Raw genomic sequence first — 20,543 nt, forward strand, 5'->3', positions numbered from 1 at the left:
TTCAGAATATTCTGACATCAATTCAGCCATCCGTATAGTCAGACGGATTTCATGCTCGCATGAAAGGACGGCTGATTATACAATTATACATATACGGATGAGATGAGCGCCACTCTATGAGCAAAATAGCTGCGCAGTAGCGACAAGTGCCGCAGGCACGCTTTTGCGAATGGCGCGGCTGAACGTCCCTTATTCCATTTCAAAATATAGCCTCAGCAATCGTTCTCCAACTTTTCCAAGACTTTTATTACAAGCAATTTTCCGTTCTTCCTTTTTCATCAAACGAACATCCCGACTGAAAATCGCAGTTATCTTTTCCTGAAACTCTTTTATTGTCTCTGCTTTATATACCTGTTTTTCATCTTCAAGCCATCCTTCATACACAGGAATGTTTCTTACTATTGTCGGAATTTCACAGGCAAGAGCTTCTAAAACAACGATTCCTTCCGTTTCCTCATAACTCATAAACGAAAATACGTCTGCCCCACAATATGCATCACGCAGTTCATCAGACTTTACGAATCCTGCAAACAATACATTATCCGGTTTCTTTGATATCGCCTCTTTGATTTCTGCTGTCACCAGGCTTTCATTACCGCCTCCAAACCAGATAAACTGTACTTTCGGCATCATTCTGGCCAGTTCAAGAAAATCCAGAATTCCTTTTCTTCCAATCAAATGTCCCACAGATATCACAACCTTCTGCTCTTCCGTTAGCTGATATTTTGCGCGGAAGCGTATTCTCCCCTCTGGATCAGGTTTGAAAAATTCTGTATCCACACCATTAGTAATCGAATAAATTTTTCGTTTCAATCCATACCCTTCCAACAATTTTCTGGAATATTCGGTTGGCGTCACAACAACATCCCCCAAATTGTAACAAAAGCAGATCCATTTTTTAAAAATCGGCGCTGCAAGATTAGAACCAATAAAGGAATTTTTAAAATCTTCCATTGTAGAATGCCCATAATAAATCACTTTTTTCTTCTGCATTTTTGCTATAAAGGCCACAATCACCGAATCTGGAAAAACTGTATTCATATGAACCACGGTTGCTTCTTTCCACCTGGCTGCACGCGGTGCCTCTACTGCATTCAGCATTTTCTCCTGATGCTCGATTGCTTTTCCGACACCACTTTTTTCTACAATCGGAAACCCACCTCTGTATATATATGTTTTCATAATCTTTACCCTATTCCTTTTATAATGAAAATAACATCTTAAATGCTGTCGTAAGCCCCAGACTGTAAAGTGCAATAGAAAATGGTTTTCCAAGTACAATAACTGCTGTAAACTGTTTCCACGTCATTTTTGTAGTTCCCGCAAGATAGCACAAAAAATCATCCGGTGCCACCGGGAAAAAGATCGCCAGCGCAAATAATTTCAAAAACTTACCGTCCTTCTGGGTCCATCCATCATATTTTTCTATCATTTTTTCAGAAAACATTTTGTATAAAACCGGCCTTCCTATTGTCTTTGAAATTCCAAACACTGCAATTGATCCTATACAGATACCAATATAATTATAAAGAAATCCTAGCCACGGCCCAAAAAAGATCACACCCCCCAGGCAACTGACTCCACCCGGTAGGATTGGAATAATAACCTGCACAACCTGGATCAGAATAAAAACGAGCATTCCAGTATAACCGAATTTCCAGATAAATGTCTGCAAAGAATCTACCGAATTTAAAATGCCGTTCTTATATGCCAAGATTGCAAGAAGCGCACATCCGGCCAGTCCGGCTATCGAAAGCAGATTGAAAAATCCAGTCAGATTTCTCTGTTTCTTAGGCTGCATTTTCATATCGGTATTTTCGTATTTGCTGTTCATAGATTTTTTCCACTCTTTCGGCAAAATTTCCAGAAGAAAATTTTTCTGCTGAAATAGCAGCCTTGTTTTGCATCCTGCCTCTTGCATTTTCACCCATCCCCTTCCATTCTTGGATTCTCATAAGATAATCTTCTTTTTCATCATACTGCCATCCATTTTCCCCATCTGTCACAACTTGTTCCAGACATCCGTCTCTTCTGCAAAGGAGCGGAATACCACCTGCAAGCGCTTCTGCATAAGTCATTCCCTGTGTCTCGCTGGTAGAAGCACTGACAAAGAGATCTCCTGCCTGATAATAGCGTCCCACTTCTTCCGGTGTGATCATTCCCGTAAAAATCACATTTTTAGCAAGCTTTAGCTCTTCAACCTTTTTTTTCAGCTCCGGAAGATATGGTTCATCCCCTACAAGGACTAAAATCACCCCGGATTTTCCTGCATCTTGCTGATATTCCAGAAGCTCTTCAATGTTTTTTTCCTTTGCCATTCTGCCTACATATACCAACACCAGTGCATCCTGTAATATACCAAGCTGCATACGGATTTTTTTACGCCAGTCTTCTTTTTTACATAACTGATATTTTTCCAGATGGATTCCAGATGGAATAACTTCCACCGGACAAGACACCTGGTATCCTTCCAATATCTTACGGATCTTATCACTGGGTGCAATTAGGGTTTCTACCGCATTTGCAAGTTTCTTTGTCATCAACTGCACAATATTTCTTCCCCATACTTTCTGCGGTGAAAAATAATGGGTATAGTCCTCGTAAACTGTATGGTACGTATGTACAATCGGAACGTGAAGTTCAGATGCGATCCTTTTCGCTAAGAAAAATGTGGAAAATTCACACTGTGAATGCACAATATCCGGTTTCCACTCAAGCAACATTTCCATATAGTCACCTGCTGCCTTTGGAATTTTTAATCTTGCCTGCGGATAAATGCATCCAAGTCCAATTGATCCTGCATAAACCACATCGCCTTCTATATAAGAATGAAATGTTCTTGATAATGTAAGAATTTTTACTTCATGTCCTCTTTCTCTTAGCTGTCTGGAAAGATTCATAACTGAAGTAACAACACCGTTTATAACCGGTTCGTACCAATCTGTTGTAATCAATACTCTCATTTATTAATTCCTCCCGTTATCTTTTTATGAGCATAGTTTAACAGGAGATTGTTAAGATATGGAAAAGACATTTCTAAAGAATTTTTAAACAAATGCGAAATATTCAGTCAAGACAATATTTCAAAAAAAGTGTATCACTTTTTAGAACTCTCTAAAAAATGATACACTTTCTATTTACTCACTTAATACATCCAATGCACTCATTGCCAAGAGCTGAACAGAAGCATGCAGATTTCTTTTTCCTTCTTCTCCGCCTGCTGCTACTGCAAACTCTTTTGTATGTGTCCCTACATGCTCTTTCAATTTCACATAAAACTGAATTGCCGGTATTTCATGGGTTACATTTCCAACATCAGTCGAACCGATTCCCTGAGTCAGGTCACGCTCTATATACTCTTCACCAATAAAGTCCATGTTCTTACGAACATACTGAACCAGTTTCTTATCATTACGCACATCTTTGACAACTTCATCCACTTGTCTTTCTTCAACTTCTGTCCTGGTTGCAATTGCCGCTCCTTTCGCACAATCACGAATAGCATCAACCATTTCCATCATATAATCATATTCCAGTGAACGAATATTAAATACTGCTTTCGCTTCATCTGTTATAGTATTATGAGCTACTCCGCCTTCTGTAATAATTCCGTGTACTCTGCTGTAATCTTTAAAATGTAAACGCATCATATCAACCGCATGGAACATTAACTGAACTCCACTCAGTGCATTTGCTCCCTTCCATGGGCAAGCTGCCGCATGGGCCGGTTTTCCTTTAAAGGTGAATTCCAATGTAATTGCTGCAAAAGAAATATCATCTGGCATAGATTCATCACACGGATGCATCAGAAGTGCAGCATCAATTCCTTCAAATACTCCATGGCGAACCATAATCGCTTTGCCACTGCCCTTTTCTTCGGCCGGAGTACCTAATACTTTTAACACGCCACCTATCTCATGCTTTTCCATAACTTCCTTTAATACAATTCCTGCACCGGCTGCTGATGTTCCGATCAGATTATGTCCACAACCATGTCCGATTTCTGGAAGACAATCATATTCTCCCATAAGTGCTACTGTTTTCCCTGGTTTTCCAGAATCAAAAACTGCTTCAAAAGACGTCGGCATTTCTGCAATTCCGCGTTTAACAACAAAGCCATGGCTTTCCAACAGTTTGCAAAGTGCTTCCTGTGATTTATATTCTTTAAATGCCAGTTCAGGGTTTGCAAAAATATAATCACTTACTTTTTCAAATTCTTCCTTTTTCTCTTTTGCAAGATTACTGATTTCCTGTTTCATTAATTCTAAATTATCCATATTCTTCACCTCTTAATTTTATCTGTATGGTTTTAGATCATTCCTTTTAAAGATAAGATAATATTTGAAATTGCTGCTGATCCAAAATAAGTAGATGCCATAACCACAAAGGATACAATTACGATTTTCCAGCTGAGTTTTTTGAAAACCTCAAGCTGGTCTCCTACAGCAATTCCAGCAAAAGCAAGTAGCGGAAGTCCTACAAGTCCAAAACTATATGCACTCATTGCATTTACGATAAAATCTGAAATCGGAGATATCGGCAATGTCAAAACAAAGGATACCAGTGTAGCCCACGCAAATCCTGGAAGATTAGGTTTTTTCACAACATTTTTCAAGGTAATCGCAATCACTACCATTACAAAGCTTACCACTGTCGACTTTGCTAAATCCGGGAGTTTGCTTCCAATAGAAACCATATGTATAATTATGACAATTCCATAAATCACCAATACTATTTTAATTTGTTCTAAAATATTACTTAATGTCGATTTTTCTTGTGGAGTTTGTTTTGTATTTTCCATCTTATGCCTCCTCAGATGCTTTTTTAAATAATTTAGCCCTTAATTTTTCAATACCTGGATTAACACGATTATAATACCAGTTCGCTAATGGCAATGCCAAAAACATTTCCACATACACACCTGTTACTGCAGTTAAAAGTCCACTGGTTGCAGAATATGCAAGAATTTGTTCTGCATACATAGGTGCCGCTGCATTTGTCAACGCTGCAGTAGCCGCATTCATCATAGATGCACTTCCCATACCTGATGCCATCGCAAGTGCATAAGGATGAAATCCGATTGCTAACCCGATCGGTGCCAGGAAAGAATAGAAGAGAGTACCAAATACACTTCCGCTAATATAAGTTCCAAGTGTTCCCATTCCTTCTCTGGATTCCAGACCATATTTATCTCCGATAATACCAAGTGCCGTATCTCTGCAAAGAGAAAACGTTCCACCCACAGCACTTCTTCCTAATCCAAGGAGTAAGCCAAGTGGTAATGCAATCAGCATCGTCATCATATTTCCCGCTTCCTGAAACAGTAAAGCAGGACCTGCCTGTAAAACAATTCCAACCTTTGGACCTGCATTGATACCAAACATAATTCCAAGCGGATATAATGTAAGAGACAACAAAAACGGTGCCCGTTTAATTTCTGCGTTACTAATAAATTTCTTCAGTGGGGGAATCACTTTTCCTAATAATGTTGGAGATAAAAGAATTCCCATGATGATAACCCAAATCATCGTCAATATCTTCACGTCAATCCCCATCACCTTAAATTGAAGTGGACCAATCAGCTCCGCAATAATGCAAATAATAATAGTTGCGATCATGCAATTTACAGTCCCTGTTCTTTCTTTCACATTTTATTCCTCCGTTTCTTCCGAATTCTTATTTGACTACAGTATAACATTGACTTCTTAAAGTGTCGACGCTCTCCATGCACCATAATGTCCCTGTTTTTTATGCACTTTGCACATTTATTATTCTTCCAAAAATATAGCATGTGCATTTCGCCCAACTATTTTCTTTCTTTTTAGGCACGCACAATATCGACTTTCCTATTTAGTAATGCTAAACTTTGCTTGTCAATTAAAAAACTATTTTAGTTAGAAAGAGAGGATTTAAGATGTTATTCAAACAATTAATAGAAGCTTTCGACATTATAGACAGTAAGAACGTAAACGGCAACTCTGTCGCATCTTATTTAAAATCCATAAAACAAGATGCGGATATTCAGGTTTATCCTTTAGTTGGACCAAAAGGTTCTACAGATATGTTAAAAATTCGCATCCCGGGTCTTCACGGAAAGACTTCCGGAGGCGATGCTCCGACAATTGGACTTCTTGGGAGATTAGGCGGACTTGGTGCTCGTCCTGAGCGAATCGGGTATGTATCTGACGGTGATGGTGCCCTCGTTGCAATTGCTCTTGCTGCCAAATTATTAGATATGCAGAATAAAGGGGATTTTTTGGAAGGTGACGTATTCATTTCTACACATATTTGTCCGGATGCACCGACCGCGCCACATGTTCCGGTTCCATTTATGGGATCACCTGTAGAAATGGCACAGGTAAATGCCGAAGAGCTCACACCGGAACTTGACGCAGTTCTCTCTGTAGATACTACTAAAGGAAATCGCGTGATCAATCACAATGGATTTGCAATCTCACCTACAGTAAAAGAAGGCTACATCCTTCGTACTTCCGAAGATCTTCTTGATTTAATGCAGATTACTACGGGAAAACTTCCAAAAGTATTTCCATTAACACAGCAGGATATCACTCCTTATGGCAATGATCTTCATCATCTAAACAGTATTCTGCAACCGGCAACTGCTACTAATGCACCTGTAGTCGGGATTGCCATCACAACAGAAACAACTGTTCCCGGTTGTGCAACCGGAGCCAGTCATATGACTGATCTTGATGAAGCTGCACGCTTTATGTTAGAAGTTGCCAAATCCTTTGGCCGTCGTTCTCTTAAATTATACGACGAAGAAGAATTCGAAAAATTACAAAGTTTATACGGTTCAATGAATCATTTTCAAAAACTGAATCCTTTCTCGTAATAGATACATACTATTTTGAAATAAAAGATGCCCTGAAAAGGCATCTTTTATTTCAAAAATTTCTTTATTCGAAGCGCAAGCGCTATCTCAAGAATACTATTCGGATCTGACAAATCATATCCTGTCTGATTTTCAATTTTTTTAATTCTGTATATCAAAGTATTTCGATGCAAATGAAGTGCATTTGCTGTTACATTTCTTGCCCCTAAATTATTCACGAGAACTTCCAGCGTTTCTAAAAGTTCACTTTCATTTTTTTGATCATATTCAATAAATGCATTCAACTTGTCCTCCATAAACTCCTGACACATCTCATGCTTACTGATTTCTTTCATGATTCTCCAAAAGCCTGCATCTTCTATACAAAGTACTTTTGAATTGAATTCCTGGCACACTGCAATTTCTACTGCATCCCTTGCATCCTGATAAGCCTTTCCGAAACGTTGGTAGGAATTTTCTACTCTCGAAACACCTATCGCTGCAGTATATCCTGTCTTTTCCGAAATATTTTTCTGAATCTTCTCGAAATACTCTTTCGTTATAGTTTTCTCTTTTGTCCGTTTTAATATGCATTGAAAATTATCATTATTCGACAAAACAATTACTTTTTCCTCGCCAAAAGATTCTTTTATCATATTTTCGATTTTCTCAATTTTTTCATGAACAATCTCTTCCTGTAGTTCATGTAATTTTTGTTTAATTCCATCAATTTCAATATAAACGATCTGGTACGGAGGTGATGGCCATTTTTGTTCTTCGATCCGATAGTTTCCTTCTTCATTACATGTGATATTTCCTGTCAAAAGATCAATAAACAATCTTTTATCCATTTCCCGACGGTTATATTTTTCAATTCGAGAATAAATGGTATCCATCAAATTGTTCTGTGATTTTATCAATGCCTCCATCACAAGATAATTCATTTCTATGAAAGGCAGATCTTCCGGCCACAAAATGATTGGGAACTGTAATTCATTAGCCAGTTTGATCGCATCATCCAAAAAACAACCAATATATCTATATTTTGTCGCGAGCGCAGCTGCCTTTGCTTCATACAAATTTCTTATCAGATTCATTATTTCTTCTTTTGTGTCACTATATGCATATCCAGTTGTAATATACAAAACATTTGGGCGCATCCAAGCTTTCATATCTGGTATTTCCATACAATCCACAAAGCGAACAATCCTATCCATTCCACCTTCTCCGGCTGCTAATGTACATCCTTTCGACTGTGCCAGCTCTAATACCTCTTTTACTTTTATTGACACTTTCTATTCCACCCTTTTTTATTTGTATTATAGATAAATATAGAATATCATAAAACACTGTTTTTTCAAATATCATCTTACGCTTAACTTTATCCAGATTGCATTTCTGACCAAACGTCATTTTTTCTCATGGATTTTTTCCACACTTTTTGCTATACTATTCTCAATACTGGCACTATTAACGACATTACACAGGAGGTTCACATGAAGAAAGTGCTTCAAATATTTCAGAGAGATTTAAAGAGACTCTTACGTAGCCCTGCTGCTGCTCTCGTCATGGTGGGAGTCTGCATTCTCCCTTCTCTCTATGCATGGTTCAACATTGCCGCCAACATGGATCCCTACGGCAATACAAAAAATGTAAAAGTAGCAATTGCAAATTGTGACACCGGTGGACACACCGGTTCGATAGATCTGAATGCCGGAGACACCATCGTACAGAATCTGAAAAAAAATCACCAGCTTGGCTGGACCTTTGTTGATGAAAAGAAAGCCAAAAGCGGTGTCCGTTCCGGCAAATACTACGCTGCCATTGTAATCCCAGAGGATTTCAGCGAGTCTCTCCTCAGCATCCTTTCCGGGGATTTAAAACAGCCGCAGCTCGACTATTATATTAATGAAAAGAAAAACGCGATTGCTCCGAAGATCACCGCCACCGGCGCAAGCACGATCCAGCAGCAGATCAATGACACCTTTTCGTCCGTTGCCGCTGACTCCATTGCGAAGATCGTGCAGAAATCGGCCGGTACACTGACCGGCAAGCTTGACGGAACAAATTCTACGCTGATGCAGGCGCTTACCGATACCCGTAAGAATCTTGCTGACTATCAGAACGCCCTGAAGGATTTCCAGGCTACGGTAAAAGATTCCGGTTCTTTGATCGATGACACTCTGAAAACACTGGACTCTGTAAATGCTGTTGCCTCTTCCGGTTCTGCTGCCCTTGCAGATTCATCAGATCTGCTTGCCACCAGCCGGACAGCAATCGGAACCTTTTCCACAGAATTTTCTACCAGCCTGTCAGATGGCGAAACACTTTTAAATAATGTCTATACTTCCGCAGCCTTAAAGCTCGGAACTTTTGAGACAAAAGCCACACAGGTCAACACTGCGATCGGAGACAGTATTTCTTCTGCCAGCTCTTTAAATAAGAAAAATGCAGAAATTCTGGAAAAGCTTGCCGCCCTTCAGCAGCAGATCGGAAGTGATTCTTCTCTGTCCGGTATCGTCAGCGAAAAAATTGCAGAACTCCAGGCACAGAATGCTTCTCTTCAGGAACTCATTGATTCTCTTGGGAACAGCAATTCCAGCATAGGAAATGCACTGACTACAGCAAGTAATACCAGAAGTTCTCTTGAGACACTCACTGCCCAGAACCGACAGTCTCTGCAGAATTACAGAAGCAGTCTGAACCAGTCGCTTCTGCCACAGCTGAACCAGTCACTTGACGGGCTTGCCACATTAAGCGGAAGCCTTTCTTCTACTTTAACCGGGGTAAATCCGACGATCACACAGTTAAAGGTGATCCTTACCCAGTTAAAGAGCAGTTTAAACGAAAGTGCAGACGCACTTGGTCAGACCGGAGGAACTCTTGAAAGCGTAGATACTGCTCTGGAAAATATTACCGCTGACCTAAAAGCTCTGCAGAGCTCCGAAACCTACCAGCATCTGATCTCACTGGAAGGCATCGACTCAGATTCCATTTCTGATTTTATGTCCTCACCGGTTTCGATCAATTCAAAGGTACTTTATGATGTGGAAAATTACGGTTCCGGAATGACTCCGTTCTACACTAATCTGGCACTCTGGGTTGGCGGACTGATCCTGGTATCCATCCTGAAACAGGAAGTAGACAAAGACGAAACCATTTCCCGTTTTACTCCGACAACTGCTTATTTCGGACGTTGGATGCTCTTTGTCGTGGTCGGACTGATCCAGGGATTTATTGTGTGCATAGGAGATCTGCTGCTTCTGAAAGTACAGTGTGTCCACCCGGTTGCATTTGTGTGCGCTGGTATGCTCTGCTCCTTTGTGTATGTCAATCTGATCTATGCAATGGCGCTGACCTTCAAGCACATTGGAAAAGCGCTTGCCGTTGTCCTGGTCATCCTGCAGATCCCTGGTTCTTCCGGAACCTATCCGATCGAGATGACACCGGTCTTTTTCCAGAGACTGCATCCGCTTCTGCCGTTCTCTTACGGAATTGGCGCTATGCGTGAGTGTATTGCCGGATTTTACAAAAATAACTACGCAAAGGATCTGCTGACCCTGCTGCTTTTCCTTCTCCTTGCATTCTTCATCGGACTGGTACTGAGACCACTTCTGATGAATCTGAACCATCTGTTCGACAAACGTCTTGCCGAGACAGACCTGATGCTGGGAGAGACTGCAACCGGTGAGCTCTCCCGCCCACAGCTTACACTGATGATGAAAACCATGATGCAGGACGAAGACGGACGGGCTGATTTTATCCAACGTGCCAACCGGTTCGAAAAACGGTATCCAAAGCTGATCCGTACCGGTTTTATCCTGATTCTTGTAATTCCGCTGATCTTTCTTCTTCTGATGTTCGGCCTGGAATCCAAGATCGTATACCTGACACTGTGGATCATTTCCCTGATCGTACTCGCCGTCTATCTGATCTGTGTAGAATATATTCACGACAAGACCTCCAGACAGCTTTCCTATATCCATCTGTCTGAAGAAGAATTTCTTAAAAAAGTAAAGGAGGGAAAAGACGAATGAGAAATATGTGGACCATCTTCACAAGAGATATCCGGAAAATAAGAACAAATGTCATTGCGCTGATCGTCGTTCTCGGCGTCACAGTGGTTCCCTGCCTTTATGCATGGTTCAACATTGCGGCAAGCTGGGATCCCTATGGGAATACTGGGAATCTGAAGGTTGCCGTAGCAAGCGTAGATGAAGGCTATACCGGAAACCTGATCCCGCTCCAGCTGAATCTTGGCGATCAGGTATTGTCTGCTCTTCGGGAGAATACACAGCTCAACTGGGTATTTACGACCAAAAGCAAAGCAATGAAGGGTGTAAAATCCGGAGAATATTACGCAGCAATCGTAATCCCGGAAGATTTCAGTACGAACCTGATGAGTGTATTTTCCAGTGATATTAAAAAACCGGAGATTACCTATTACTCCAATGCAAAAGAAAATGCCATTGCGCCGAAGGTAACAGACAAAGGAGCAACCGCAGTCCAAACACAGGTCAACGAAGTATTTATCGAAACCATTTCCGATACGGTGCTGACCGCGCTCCAGACTGTTGCAAATACCGCAGACTCCAGGGATTCGGATGAGCTTGCAGGCACACTGATCACAAATCTGAATAAAATCGGTTCTGATCTGTCTGCCTCTTCGACTACCCTGCATTCCTTCTCACAGATGACCGATTCTGCGCAGCAGCTTCTGGACACAACTGCCGAATTCTTAAAAGCAACGAAAGAACAGGCTTCTGCAAATGCAGATACGCTTTCCGGTACACAGCAGTCCTTCTCCGGGATTCAGGAAACTCTGGACGGAGCTACAGACGGAATCAATGCTGCACTGACCTCTACCAAAAGCTTTTACGAACAGATGTCACAGACAGTCGATCAGGCATTCCAATCACAATCACAGGATGCGGGTGCTGTAGCAGATACCCTTGACCTTCTTGGCGGCCGCGTTAATGCGATCGTACAGTCTTACCAGGGAATCTGTGACAGCATTGCACAGATTGCAGATGCACACCCGGAGCTGTCTGATCTTACCGCATCGATTCTTGCTAAATTAGACGATTCCATTGCTGTTCAGGAAGAACTTCGTGATAAACTCACGAACGCTGCTTCCTCTCTGCGGGATACAGCAGGCAATGTAACAACCTCTAAAAAAGAGCTGGATGATCTGATCAGCTCCAGTATTTCCGGAATTGCAGCTGTCAAATCCGACTATGAAACCAATGTATCTGCTTCTTTAAAACAGCTGTCCGTCTCTCTTGGTTCCACCAAAAATGATCTGTCCGGACTGCTCTCCCAGCTCGGTGTAAGTGCAGATGGAATCTATACCCTTGCTTCTTCAGCTGGCTCTGATCTGTCGCAGATTCAGAAGGCTCTGGAAACCTCTTCTGAGCTTTTGAAAACGGCTGCCTCAAAGATCACAGATACCATCTCCAGACTTGGTCAAATGGAAGCAACCGGCGATTTCTCCGAACTGGAAGATCTGATTTCCGGCGATAAGGACAGTATCAGTTCTTTCCTCGCCGCACCGGTAGAGCTTAAGACCAACAAAGTGTACCCGATTGAAAATTACGGTTCTTCCATGGCCCCATTCTACTCTACACTTTCCATCTGGATCGGCGGAATTGTCCTGGTTGCCATGCTCAAGGTCACTGTATCCGAAAACGGCACCACCGGACTTAAACATCTGAAGCTCCATCAGATTTATCTTGGAAGATACCTTATCTTCCTGATCCTGGGGCTTTTGCAAAGCACCCTGATCTGCCTCGGTGATCTGTTCTATCTTGACATCCAGTGCAAGCACCCGTTCCTCTTCCTCCTTGCCGGATGGGTATCCAGCATCGTATATGTTAACATCATTTACACGCTGACTGTCTCCTTCGGAGATATCGGAAAAGCGGTCAGTGTCGTACTTCTGGTTATGCAGGTAGCCGGAACCGGCGGAACTTTCCCGATCGAGGTTGCCCCGGGATTCTTCAAAGCGGTATATCCGCTACTGCCGTTTACCCACAGTATGGCAGCCCTGCGTGAAGCTGTCGGTGGTCTTTACGGTATGGATTACTGGATCGATCTTGGAAAGCTTTGTATCTTCCTTATGGTGTCCCTGATCGTGGGACTGGTGCTTAGGAAGCCGATCATTAAGGTGAATGAAGCGTTCTCTGAGAAGCTGGAAGAGACGAAGATTATGTAAATATAGAAGTACTTGTCTTTTACATTTACATTAAAAAACTCTCTTATGAATGATTTAACGATCTTTCATAAGAGAGTTTTATTACCTATATGGTTCAAATATTTTACTCATAAAAATAGAATTCACATATACCAGAAGGCTTCCGCCTATACTACTCCAGAATATACTTCCATAAAAAAGTGTTCTGTAATTATAAAGTGTTCCTCCAATACACACAATATCAAATAATATAATAATTACTGCATACGGCAGTTGTGATATTGGTATTAAAAAAGCATTTTTTATCATATTCTTTATTGCATTTTCAAAACAAGCTATCAACGGAAATACAAATATCCATCCCCATAATAAAAATATGATGATTCCTGCTACCAGAATATTTATTATCTGTCGATTCAACTTGATATATGTTACTGCTATATACCAGTCATATCCAACAATACATCCTGTCCCAATTAACAGAAGCCAGATAATTGTACTTTGCTTAAAATTTTGACGAAATGCTTTTAAAAAGCTTTTTATAATATACCCTTCTTCCTTCTTTATAATTTTAAACATTACAGAATATAATGCAGTTGTGGATGCCCCTGCTGTAATAACAGGTACTGAACATACCAACCACAAAATATTCAAAATAAGGAAATCACATAATGTCGTGAGTATACGAATGATTCTATTATCTGTCATATTATTTGTTTAATATTCTACCTTCCACATATATCGACGAGTTGTGTAATCTATTCCTGTTGCTTCTGACAATGCTTTCATATAAACATTATTCAGAATAGGTGTAAACAAAAGATGATTAAAATATTCTGAAACTGAATCTTTTAGATTATCAAGACCAAGCTCTTTTGCATCCAGAATATATACTTTTTCACCTGCATATTTCTTTAAAAATGTAATTGCACGCTCATCAGCTTTTCTGGTTCTTCCATCTGCAACAAGGAGGAAAAATGCTCCATTTTTATCTGTAATTTCAAATGGTCCATGGAAAAAATCACAACTGTTAAATGTTGGAGATTGAATCTGTAGCATTTCGAGAATATTACAAGTTGAAAAAATATGACCAGAACCATAAGCTGGTCCACTTGCGATTACTGTAATTGTTTTTTCATCTTTAACCTGATCTGCCCATTTCTTCGCTAACGGTCTGCAATATTCTCTTGCTCTCACATAAGCCGGCTGAATTTTTTCAAAAGCATCCATTGCATCTGCATAATTTTTATATCCTTCTGTAACATCTACAATTGCCATTGCAATTCGCAGTGCATTTCCCGCATTCGTTCTTCCCTGATCCTCATCGTCTTCCCAGATACTTCCATACTGAACATTATAATCGCAAACTTCTGTAAGCCCTGATTCATCAACATATTGGCTGATTGTAACAGCTCCAAGTTCTTTTGCGACTTTTGCAGCCTCTATTGTTTCCTTCGTTCCCCTCATAGATGTGATAACTGCAATCGTATTTTCTCCTATACATTTCGGTGCTGCAAATTCAAATTCACTGCTTGTGATCATCTGCGAGCGTACTGCTGTAGATTCCCTGTCCATAAAATACTGCGCTGCATAATGTCCATCATTTGAGCCGCCAGCCGCAACCCATACAACATTTTTAAGACCACCTTTTTCTTCCATTTCTTTGACAATTTTTTCAATAAGCTCTCTGATTTCCATTTTCTTTTCCTCCTATTGGTCTATATATTTTTTTAACATTTCAAAAGATATTTGCATTGCTTCATGTGGTGTTCTCATATACTTATCATTTAAGATTTCCAGACTTAACATTCCCTGGTAATTTACCTCATCCAACTCATGCAACATTCCCCTGATATCCAATTCTCCTTCTCCAAGAATCAAATGCCCATTAGGGATTCCATCCGCAACATGCACATGTCTTAGATACTTTCCCAAATCTTGAACTGCCTGTTTCATTGTTTCTTTTGAAAACCCCAGAGTTGCCGTATCTATCATGCCTTTCACCGCAGGTGACCCTATTTCCTCAATCATTCGTACTGCTTCTTTTGCAGTATGAGTTGTTGTATATTCGCGCGGTGAAGTTTCCAATACCATTTCAATGTTATATGCTTCTGCCATATCACCAAGTATTCTCATTGAATCAACAGAACGTTTCCATACATCTTCATCCTTCTCATCAATTGTCCCATATCCGCATAAAGTAACGATTGTATCTGCTTCCAGTTCAGCTGCTGTTTCAATTGTTTTTTTGAAGACGTTAATGCTTCGATTTCTTGCCGCAATATCAAACGCTGCAATATTTACAGGATACAAACATTGTTCCGGTGTTACACACATTGCTTTTAATCCGAAGTCTTTCAGTTTTTTCTTCAAACTTTTAATATCTCTGTATGTAATATCATCCATATGAAAATGCGGAAAACATGCATAAAATTCAATTTGTTCCGCTCCCATCCTATGTAAAGAATCCAATGCATAGTTCAGGGAATATTTGTAATACGGATAGTTCGACGTTAAAATCTGAGATCTCTTTAAATTTTTCATGACTCTTATCCTTTCACACTACCTGCCGTTAATCCTCTTACAAATTGCTTCTGAAGCAACAGAAATGCGATAATCAGAGGAAGTGATGCTATAACCATGCTTGAAATCACAAGTGTCCAGTTTGTTGTTGTCATTCCCTGAAAATTCATCAGACCAACCGGTACTGTTTTTTTATCTGTACTCTGTAACAATACATTAGCAAACATCAATTCATTCCATACTGCTCTGAAGCTTACAATGGAACACGAAGCAATAATCGGTTTACTAAGTGGCAACATAATTTTTACAAATATCTGCCATGTAGTTGCTCCATCTATATATGCAGATTCATCCAGGCTATAACTAATACTTTTATAAAATGTCATAATCAAAAATGTAGCAAATGGAATTCTAAATGCTGCATCAATCAAAATCAAACTAATTCTCGTATCATACAATCCCGCAATTTTGACCATCTTAAACAAAGAGATTAGTGAAGATTGTGGTGCCAGCATTAATCCTCCTAATATTAGATAAATCCATAACTTTTTTGTTTTAAATTTTAATCTTGATAAAGGATATGCTGCAAGACAACTTAAAAATGTTGATAAAGCAGTTGCTGCTACTGTAATAATCACGCTATTGGATAAATATACTCCAATCCCTTTATTCCACGCATTTACATAGTTTTCCCAATGCCATGTCTCCGGCAGTGAAAATGGTGATAAAAATAATTCCTGATTTGTTTTAAATCCTGTAATTACCATCCATATAAGTGGAAAGATGATAATCAACGCAAACAAAATAAATAAAATATATGTAATAATATGAACGATTTTCTTTTTCATCTTCCCACCTCCTATTCGTCTAATTTATATCCTTTCATCTGCAATAACCCGATTGCGAATGTCACAATAAAGATAAAGAATGCTATTGCAGAGGCGTATCCCATCTGGTCGTTTCTAAATCCAACTTTATACAAATAAGTCGCTAAAGTTTCTGAGGCATATCCCGGTCCACCATTTGTTGTTACAAAAACTTCATCATATTCCCGGATAGATCCTGTAATCGTAATAATCATATTGATCAATATTGTATCTTTAATCTCCGGAAGTGTAATATAGAAAAACTTCTTTAACGCACTCGCGCCATCTATATCTGCTGCTTCATATAAATCAGCCGGTATATTCTGAATTGCAACCACAAAAAGAACTACTGTATAACCTATATATTGCCATTGTGACATTGCGGCAATAGAAAAAGTCGCACTTCCTGCATTTCCAAGCAAATCAATATTTTCTGTATTTATTCCGATCAGCTCTAACAGAGGATTTATAATTCCGATAGATGGACTGCAAATCATCTTAAATGCAATACCCACTACCGTCACCATAAGCAATGAAGGAATGAAATAAATTGACTGAAAAATGTTCTGTGTTTTTCGCATAAACTTGGATTCAAGCGTATTGGCAATAATTAAAGAAAGACCTATCTGAAAAATAACTGACATAATCATGAAAATCATATTATTTTTCAGTGCTGTATAAAACACTTCGTCTTTGAACATTTTCATATAATTGCCAATTCCTACAAATTTATGACTGGAACTCATTGCTCCCCAACTAAAGAAGCTTTCATACAAATTGATAAAAATTGGTAAATATAAAAGTACAACAATCATTAAAATCGCAGGAAACATATATAATGCAATTGTTCTTTTGTTATCTTTCCGCATATTTAATCTTCCTTTCAGAGGAGCAATATTATGCCCCTCTATTTATTTGCATCAGCAACTTCTTTTGCTGCTTTTTGCACATCTGCCATGACATCTTCTGCCGACTTTCCATCTAAAGCTTCCTGTAAGCTTGCCATATAGGTATTAGAAACATTTCCATCAACACACTGATCAAGCCATTCGGCAATCGCATTATAGTCTTCTGATGTTTTATAAGCCGCTGCAATTACAGCATCTGAATTATCTTCTGTAATACCTCCAATAATTGCATTCGGAAGTCCTGTCTCTTTGGTCTGTTTTTCAGCCTGTGCTTTCTTTGTTAAAAATTTAAGGAATTTAACTGCTTCATCCGGATGTTTTGTTTCAGCAGAAATTGCATAATTTTCTGATCCACCTGTTACAATTGTTGACGCCTCATCTCCTGTTGCGCCATCCGGAATCGGAATCTTAAAATAACCATATCCGTCTTCCCCCATTGCACCCGTATAAAATGAAAACTGGCTTGTCGCATCCAGGATCATCGCCTGTTTACCTGCGGCAAATTCTTCTCTTACCTGGTAATAATCTTTTGAATTTACATTTTTGCCAAGATATCCGGCATCATTCAAATCCAAAAATGTCTGGACAGCTTTTACATATCCTTCATCGGTAAACGTACCACTACTTGGGTTATAATCCGCGGTTCGAACATCCTTATTTACAAAATTTGCATTAAACTGACCAACATACCACATGGTATACCACTTGTCTGAATTACCAAATGCAATTGGTGTAATCTCTTTATTTTTCAAAGTATCGCATACATCAATAAATTCATCCCATGTAGTAGGAACATCTAAATTATTATCTGCAAATACCTGCTTATTATAAAGCATATATAATACAGAGCTCCTGTAAGGTACAGCATAGTTTTTTCCTTCATATACACTACTGCTAAGAAATGCCGGAAGAAAACTGTCTTTCCATTCCGCGTCTTCATCCATGTAAGAGGTAATATCTAAAGTTTTACCTGATCTTGAAAATCGATTTAAACATTCACCGCCCCAACAAAAGAAGATATCCGGAAGATCTCCCCCCGCTGCCAGAACACTCAACTTTTCTTTCATTGCCTGATCACTGATATTTTCATATTCAATTTCAATATCTGGATTTTCTTTTTCAAAATCTGCGATTGCTTCTTCAAAATATCCTTTATATTCGTCTTCCGGATGTTTATCAAGAAAAGTTAATTTAACTTTTCCACTATCCGATTCATCTGATTTGCTACCACAACCGGCAAATAACGCTACCGTCATTGATGCAACCATTAACATTGCTATCGTTTTTCTTTTCATAACCAACTACCTCCTTAAATGTTAATAATCTCTGACAGCTTTTTCGGATCGACGTCGTATCCGATTCCCAAAGCTCCCTCTTTTACCACTATCGTTGCTGCATATTCTGCTGCTTTTTCAAGTGCCTGTTTTATATTATTCCCAGATTTCATCGACTCGTCAGCCTTCATCTGTAAATAATTCATTAGAAATGCGCTAATATAAGAATCGCCTGCTCCCATCGTATCTATTGCTTTTACTTTTTTCACAGGTTGCATATAAAATTCTTTACCATCATAAGCTACTGTCTTATCTGCACCTCTTGTTCCCACCGCTATCTCACATCCGGTGCTTATTACTTCTTTTAATGTTTCTTTTGTTTCTTCTTCCGACAGATGTCCACATGATAAAAACGCATATTTTATATTAGATCCAATTTCACGGATATCATCTAAAGTAAAATTATCATAAAAATCATAACAAATCTTAACTCCATACTTAGCCAGTTTCTTTATCTTTTCATGATTAACTCTGGCTCCCCAGCTGATACACGCGATATCAAATTCTTTAATATATTCAATTTCTTCCTTTGTAAATTCAAATGGATATAAATCCGTTACACCTTTCTTATTCCAATCAATAAATACTCTGTCTCCATCTTTCAAATCAACTAATGCATACCCACTGGAGCCTTCTTCATGATGTGAATGGCTGGTATCTATCTGCTCTTTTTGCAAAGTTTCCTCTAATATTTCTCCAACCTTATCATTTGCAAAAACTCCCATAAATGCAGCCTTTGCTCCTTGTTTTTTTGCATTGTATGCAATGTTATATTCATTTCCACCCGGATACATCTTATTTTTATAACAATAAATATCCATAGTAGCTATGCCAATTCCTATGATACTTACGCTCTCCATCATGTACCTCCTCGTATTATCTTGTTCCTGTTTTTTTAACTTGTATTAACTCGTCTTGCTGCAAGCATACTATTTTTGTTAATTATTGTCAATATATTTTCTGATTTTTATTTTTTTTAGGTATTTTATACAAATAGCTTTAAATATTTTTGTAAAAAAAGGAGATATCTTTTTAGATATCTCCTAATTTTCTTTCATTCTTTTATACATACCATTTCAAAATATTATCATTATCTCCTCTGACAATATCTTTAACCGTATGAACTGGTCCTCCATTAATATCAAACACACAAACCTCAGATTCTATAACTGGAGTTCCAACCGAAAGCTTCAACAATTGTGCTATTTCTTCCGTTGCAAATATAATTTTTACACTTCTCCTTCCCTTAATTGACGGAGTCATATGATATTTTTCCTGCAGAATCGCATAAAGTGATCCGGTTAAATCCTCATTCATTACCCCCTCTAATTCTGCAGATAAGTGATTCTCCTCGATTAAAAGCGGAACATTATTCACACACCGTAATCTTTTAACAATTAAAATATTTTCTCCATCATTAATTCCAAAAAATTCTTTATCCATTTCCGTTTTTACCGGTTCCAAGCCAACTTTTAAAATCTTTGATTTCAAATCTGCCCCTTGCATCTTTGCATCTCCAGTAAAACTGGTTACTCCAACAGGTAGTCTTAACATATCTGACTGTGCAACAAAGCTTCCTTTCCCTTGCACCTTGATAATATATCCTTCTCTCTCTAATTCTGCCATCGCGTTACGAACAGTTACCCGGCTCATACCATATTCTTTTTGCATTTCTGCCTCTGAATCAAGTTTGTCCCCCGCTTTTAATATTCCAGATCTTATTTCCTGTTTGATTTTATTTTTCACCTGTAAATATAATGGTATAGAATTTGATTGTGATTGAATTTTAGTCATTATATCCCCCTAACTTGTATTACGCATGTATCTATTTTGATATTATCATAATACAGCTAAAGTTATGTATTTGCAAGGAATAATGGAATA

18 protein-coding genes are annotated in these 20,543 nt (G+C 38.9%); 3 read left to right on the top strand and 15 right to left on the bottom strand.

Going from position 1 to position 20,543, the window contains the following annotated elements; translation table 11 throughout:
- Positions 1 to 189 precede the first annotated feature (189 nt).
- The 6 genes from PGR14_RS10195 to PGR14_RS10220 form a co-directional block, all read right to left on the bottom strand.
- The gene (locus tag PGR14_RS10195) at positions 190 to 1,182 is read right to left on the bottom strand and encodes a glycosyltransferase (protein ID WP_270223339.1); all 993 of its coding nucleotides are present in this window, start codon (positions 1,180 to 1,182) and stop codon (positions 190 to 192) included.
- 19 nt (positions 1,183 to 1,201) lie between these two features.
- Positions 1,202 to 1,807 (bottom strand): TVP38/TMEM64 family protein, encoded by a 606-nt coding sequence (locus PGR14_RS10200; protein WP_008373028.1) that lies wholly within the window; start codon positions 1,805 to 1,807, stop codon positions 1,202 to 1,204.
- Positions 1,791 to 2,963: a glycosyltransferase family 4 protein gene (locus PGR14_RS10205; RefSeq protein WP_270223340.1), complete on the bottom strand. Its 1,173-nt coding sequence runs from the start codon at positions 2,961 to 2,963 to the stop codon at positions 1,791 to 1,793. Before PGR14_RS10205 ends, PGR14_RS10200 begins: the two co-directional genes overlap by 17 nt.
- A 174-nt stretch (positions 2,964 to 3,137) precedes the next feature.
- Complete coding sequence (locus PGR14_RS10210) at positions 3,138 to 4,277, bottom strand: M20 family metallopeptidase (protein ID WP_022220955.1); 1,140 nt, start codon at positions 4,275 to 4,277, stop codon at positions 3,138 to 3,140.
- A gap of 32 nt (positions 4,278 to 4,309) precedes the next feature.
- Positions 4,310 to 4,801, bottom strand: coding sequence for a hypothetical protein (locus tag PGR14_RS10215; RefSeq protein WP_022220956.1), 492 nt, complete (start codon positions 4,799 to 4,801; stop codon positions 4,310 to 4,312).
- Between the two features lies 1 nt (position 4,802).
- Positions 4,803 to 5,648, bottom strand: coding sequence for a DUF3100 domain-containing protein (locus tag PGR14_RS10220; protein WP_044999066.1), 846 nt, complete (start codon positions 5,646 to 5,648; stop codon positions 4,803 to 4,805).
- Positions 5,649 to 5,914: 266 nt separating this feature from the next.
- Between PGR14_RS10220 and PGR14_RS10225 the strand changes: the two genes are divergently transcribed.
- The gene (locus tag PGR14_RS10225) at positions 5,915 to 6,856 is read left to right on the top strand and encodes a DUF1177 domain-containing protein (protein WP_008373020.1); all 942 of its coding nucleotides are present in this window, start codon (positions 5,915 to 5,917) and stop codon (positions 6,854 to 6,856) included.
- Between the two features lie 47 nt (positions 6,857 to 6,903).
- On the opposite strand, the gene PGR14_RS10230 is transcribed toward PGR14_RS10225, so the two are convergent.
- Positions 6,904 to 8,127, bottom strand: coding sequence for a PucR family transcriptional regulator (locus tag PGR14_RS10230; protein WP_055248969.1), 1,224 nt, complete (start codon positions 8,125 to 8,127; stop codon positions 6,904 to 6,906).
- Between the two features lie 204 nt (positions 8,128 to 8,331).
- On the opposite strand from PGR14_RS10230, the gene PGR14_RS10235 reads away from it, so the two are divergent.
- Entirely contained in the window at positions 8,332 to 10,872 is a 2,541-nt protein-coding gene (locus PGR14_RS10235; RefSeq protein ID WP_270223341.1) for a YhgE/Pip domain-containing protein, read from the top strand.
- Entirely contained in the window at positions 10,869 to 13,049 is a 2,181-nt protein-coding gene (locus tag PGR14_RS10240; protein WP_270223342.1) for a YhgE/Pip domain-containing protein, read from the top strand. The genes PGR14_RS10235 and PGR14_RS10240 overlap by 4 nt, the downstream gene beginning before the upstream one ends.
- 81 nt (positions 13,050 to 13,130) lie before the next feature.
- Here PGR14_RS10240 and PGR14_RS10245 read toward each other — a convergent pair whose 3' ends face one another.
- The 8 genes from PGR14_RS10245 to PGR14_RS10280 all read right to left on the bottom strand — a co-directional run bounded on the left by PGR14_RS10245 (position 13,131) and on the right by PGR14_RS10280 (position 20,453).
- A complete protein-coding gene (locus PGR14_RS10245; protein ID WP_270223343.1) occupies positions 13,131 to 13,682 on the bottom strand; it encodes a YesL family protein in 552 nt (183 codons plus the stop codon).
- Positions 13,683 to 13,745: 63 nt separating this feature from the next.
- A complete protein-coding gene (locus tag PGR14_RS10250) occupies positions 13,746 to 14,726 on the bottom strand; it encodes a sugar isomerase (RefSeq protein ID WP_055297503.1) in 981 nt (326 codons plus the stop codon).
- Positions 14,727 to 14,738: 12 nt separating this feature from the next.
- Positions 14,739 to 15,572, bottom strand: coding sequence for a sugar phosphate isomerase/epimerase family protein (locus tag PGR14_RS10255; RefSeq protein WP_055297502.1), 834 nt, complete (start codon positions 15,570 to 15,572; stop codon positions 14,739 to 14,741).
- A gap of 5 nt (positions 15,573 to 15,577) precedes the next feature.
- Entirely contained in the window at positions 15,578 to 16,399 is an 822-nt protein-coding gene (locus PGR14_RS10260; RefSeq protein WP_055297501.1) for a carbohydrate ABC transporter permease, read from the bottom strand.
- An 11-nt stretch (positions 16,400 to 16,410) separates the two neighbouring features.
- A complete protein-coding gene (locus tag PGR14_RS10265; RefSeq protein WP_055297500.1) occupies positions 16,411 to 17,286 on the bottom strand; it encodes a carbohydrate ABC transporter permease in 876 nt (291 codons plus the stop codon).
- A 38-nt stretch (positions 17,287 to 17,324) separates the two neighbouring features.
- Positions 17,325 to 18,620: an ABC transporter substrate-binding protein gene (locus tag PGR14_RS10270; protein WP_195487996.1), complete on the bottom strand. Its 1,296-nt coding sequence runs from the start codon at positions 18,618 to 18,620 to the stop codon at positions 17,325 to 17,327.
- 14 nt (positions 18,621 to 18,634) lie between these two features.
- Positions 18,635 to 19,519 carry a PfkB family carbohydrate kinase gene (locus PGR14_RS10275; protein WP_270223344.1) on the bottom strand — a complete coding sequence of 295 codons (885 nt, stop codon included), beginning with the start codon at positions 19,517 to 19,519 and terminating at the stop codon, positions 18,635 to 18,637.
- Positions 19,520 to 19,721: 202 nt separating this feature from the next.
- Positions 19,722 to 20,453 carry a GntR family transcriptional regulator gene (locus PGR14_RS10280; protein ID WP_055297497.1) on the bottom strand — a complete coding sequence of 244 codons (732 nt, stop codon included), beginning with the start codon at positions 20,451 to 20,453 and terminating at the stop codon, positions 19,722 to 19,724.
- Between the last annotated feature and the right edge of the window lie 90 nt (positions 20,454 to 20,543).

The sequence above is a fragment of the Coprococcus sp. AF99-45 genome (genome assembly GCF_027663865.1).
Taxonomy (GTDB): domain Bacteria; phylum Bacillota; class Clostridia; order Lachnospirales; family Lachnospiraceae; genus Allocoprococcus; species Allocoprococcus comes.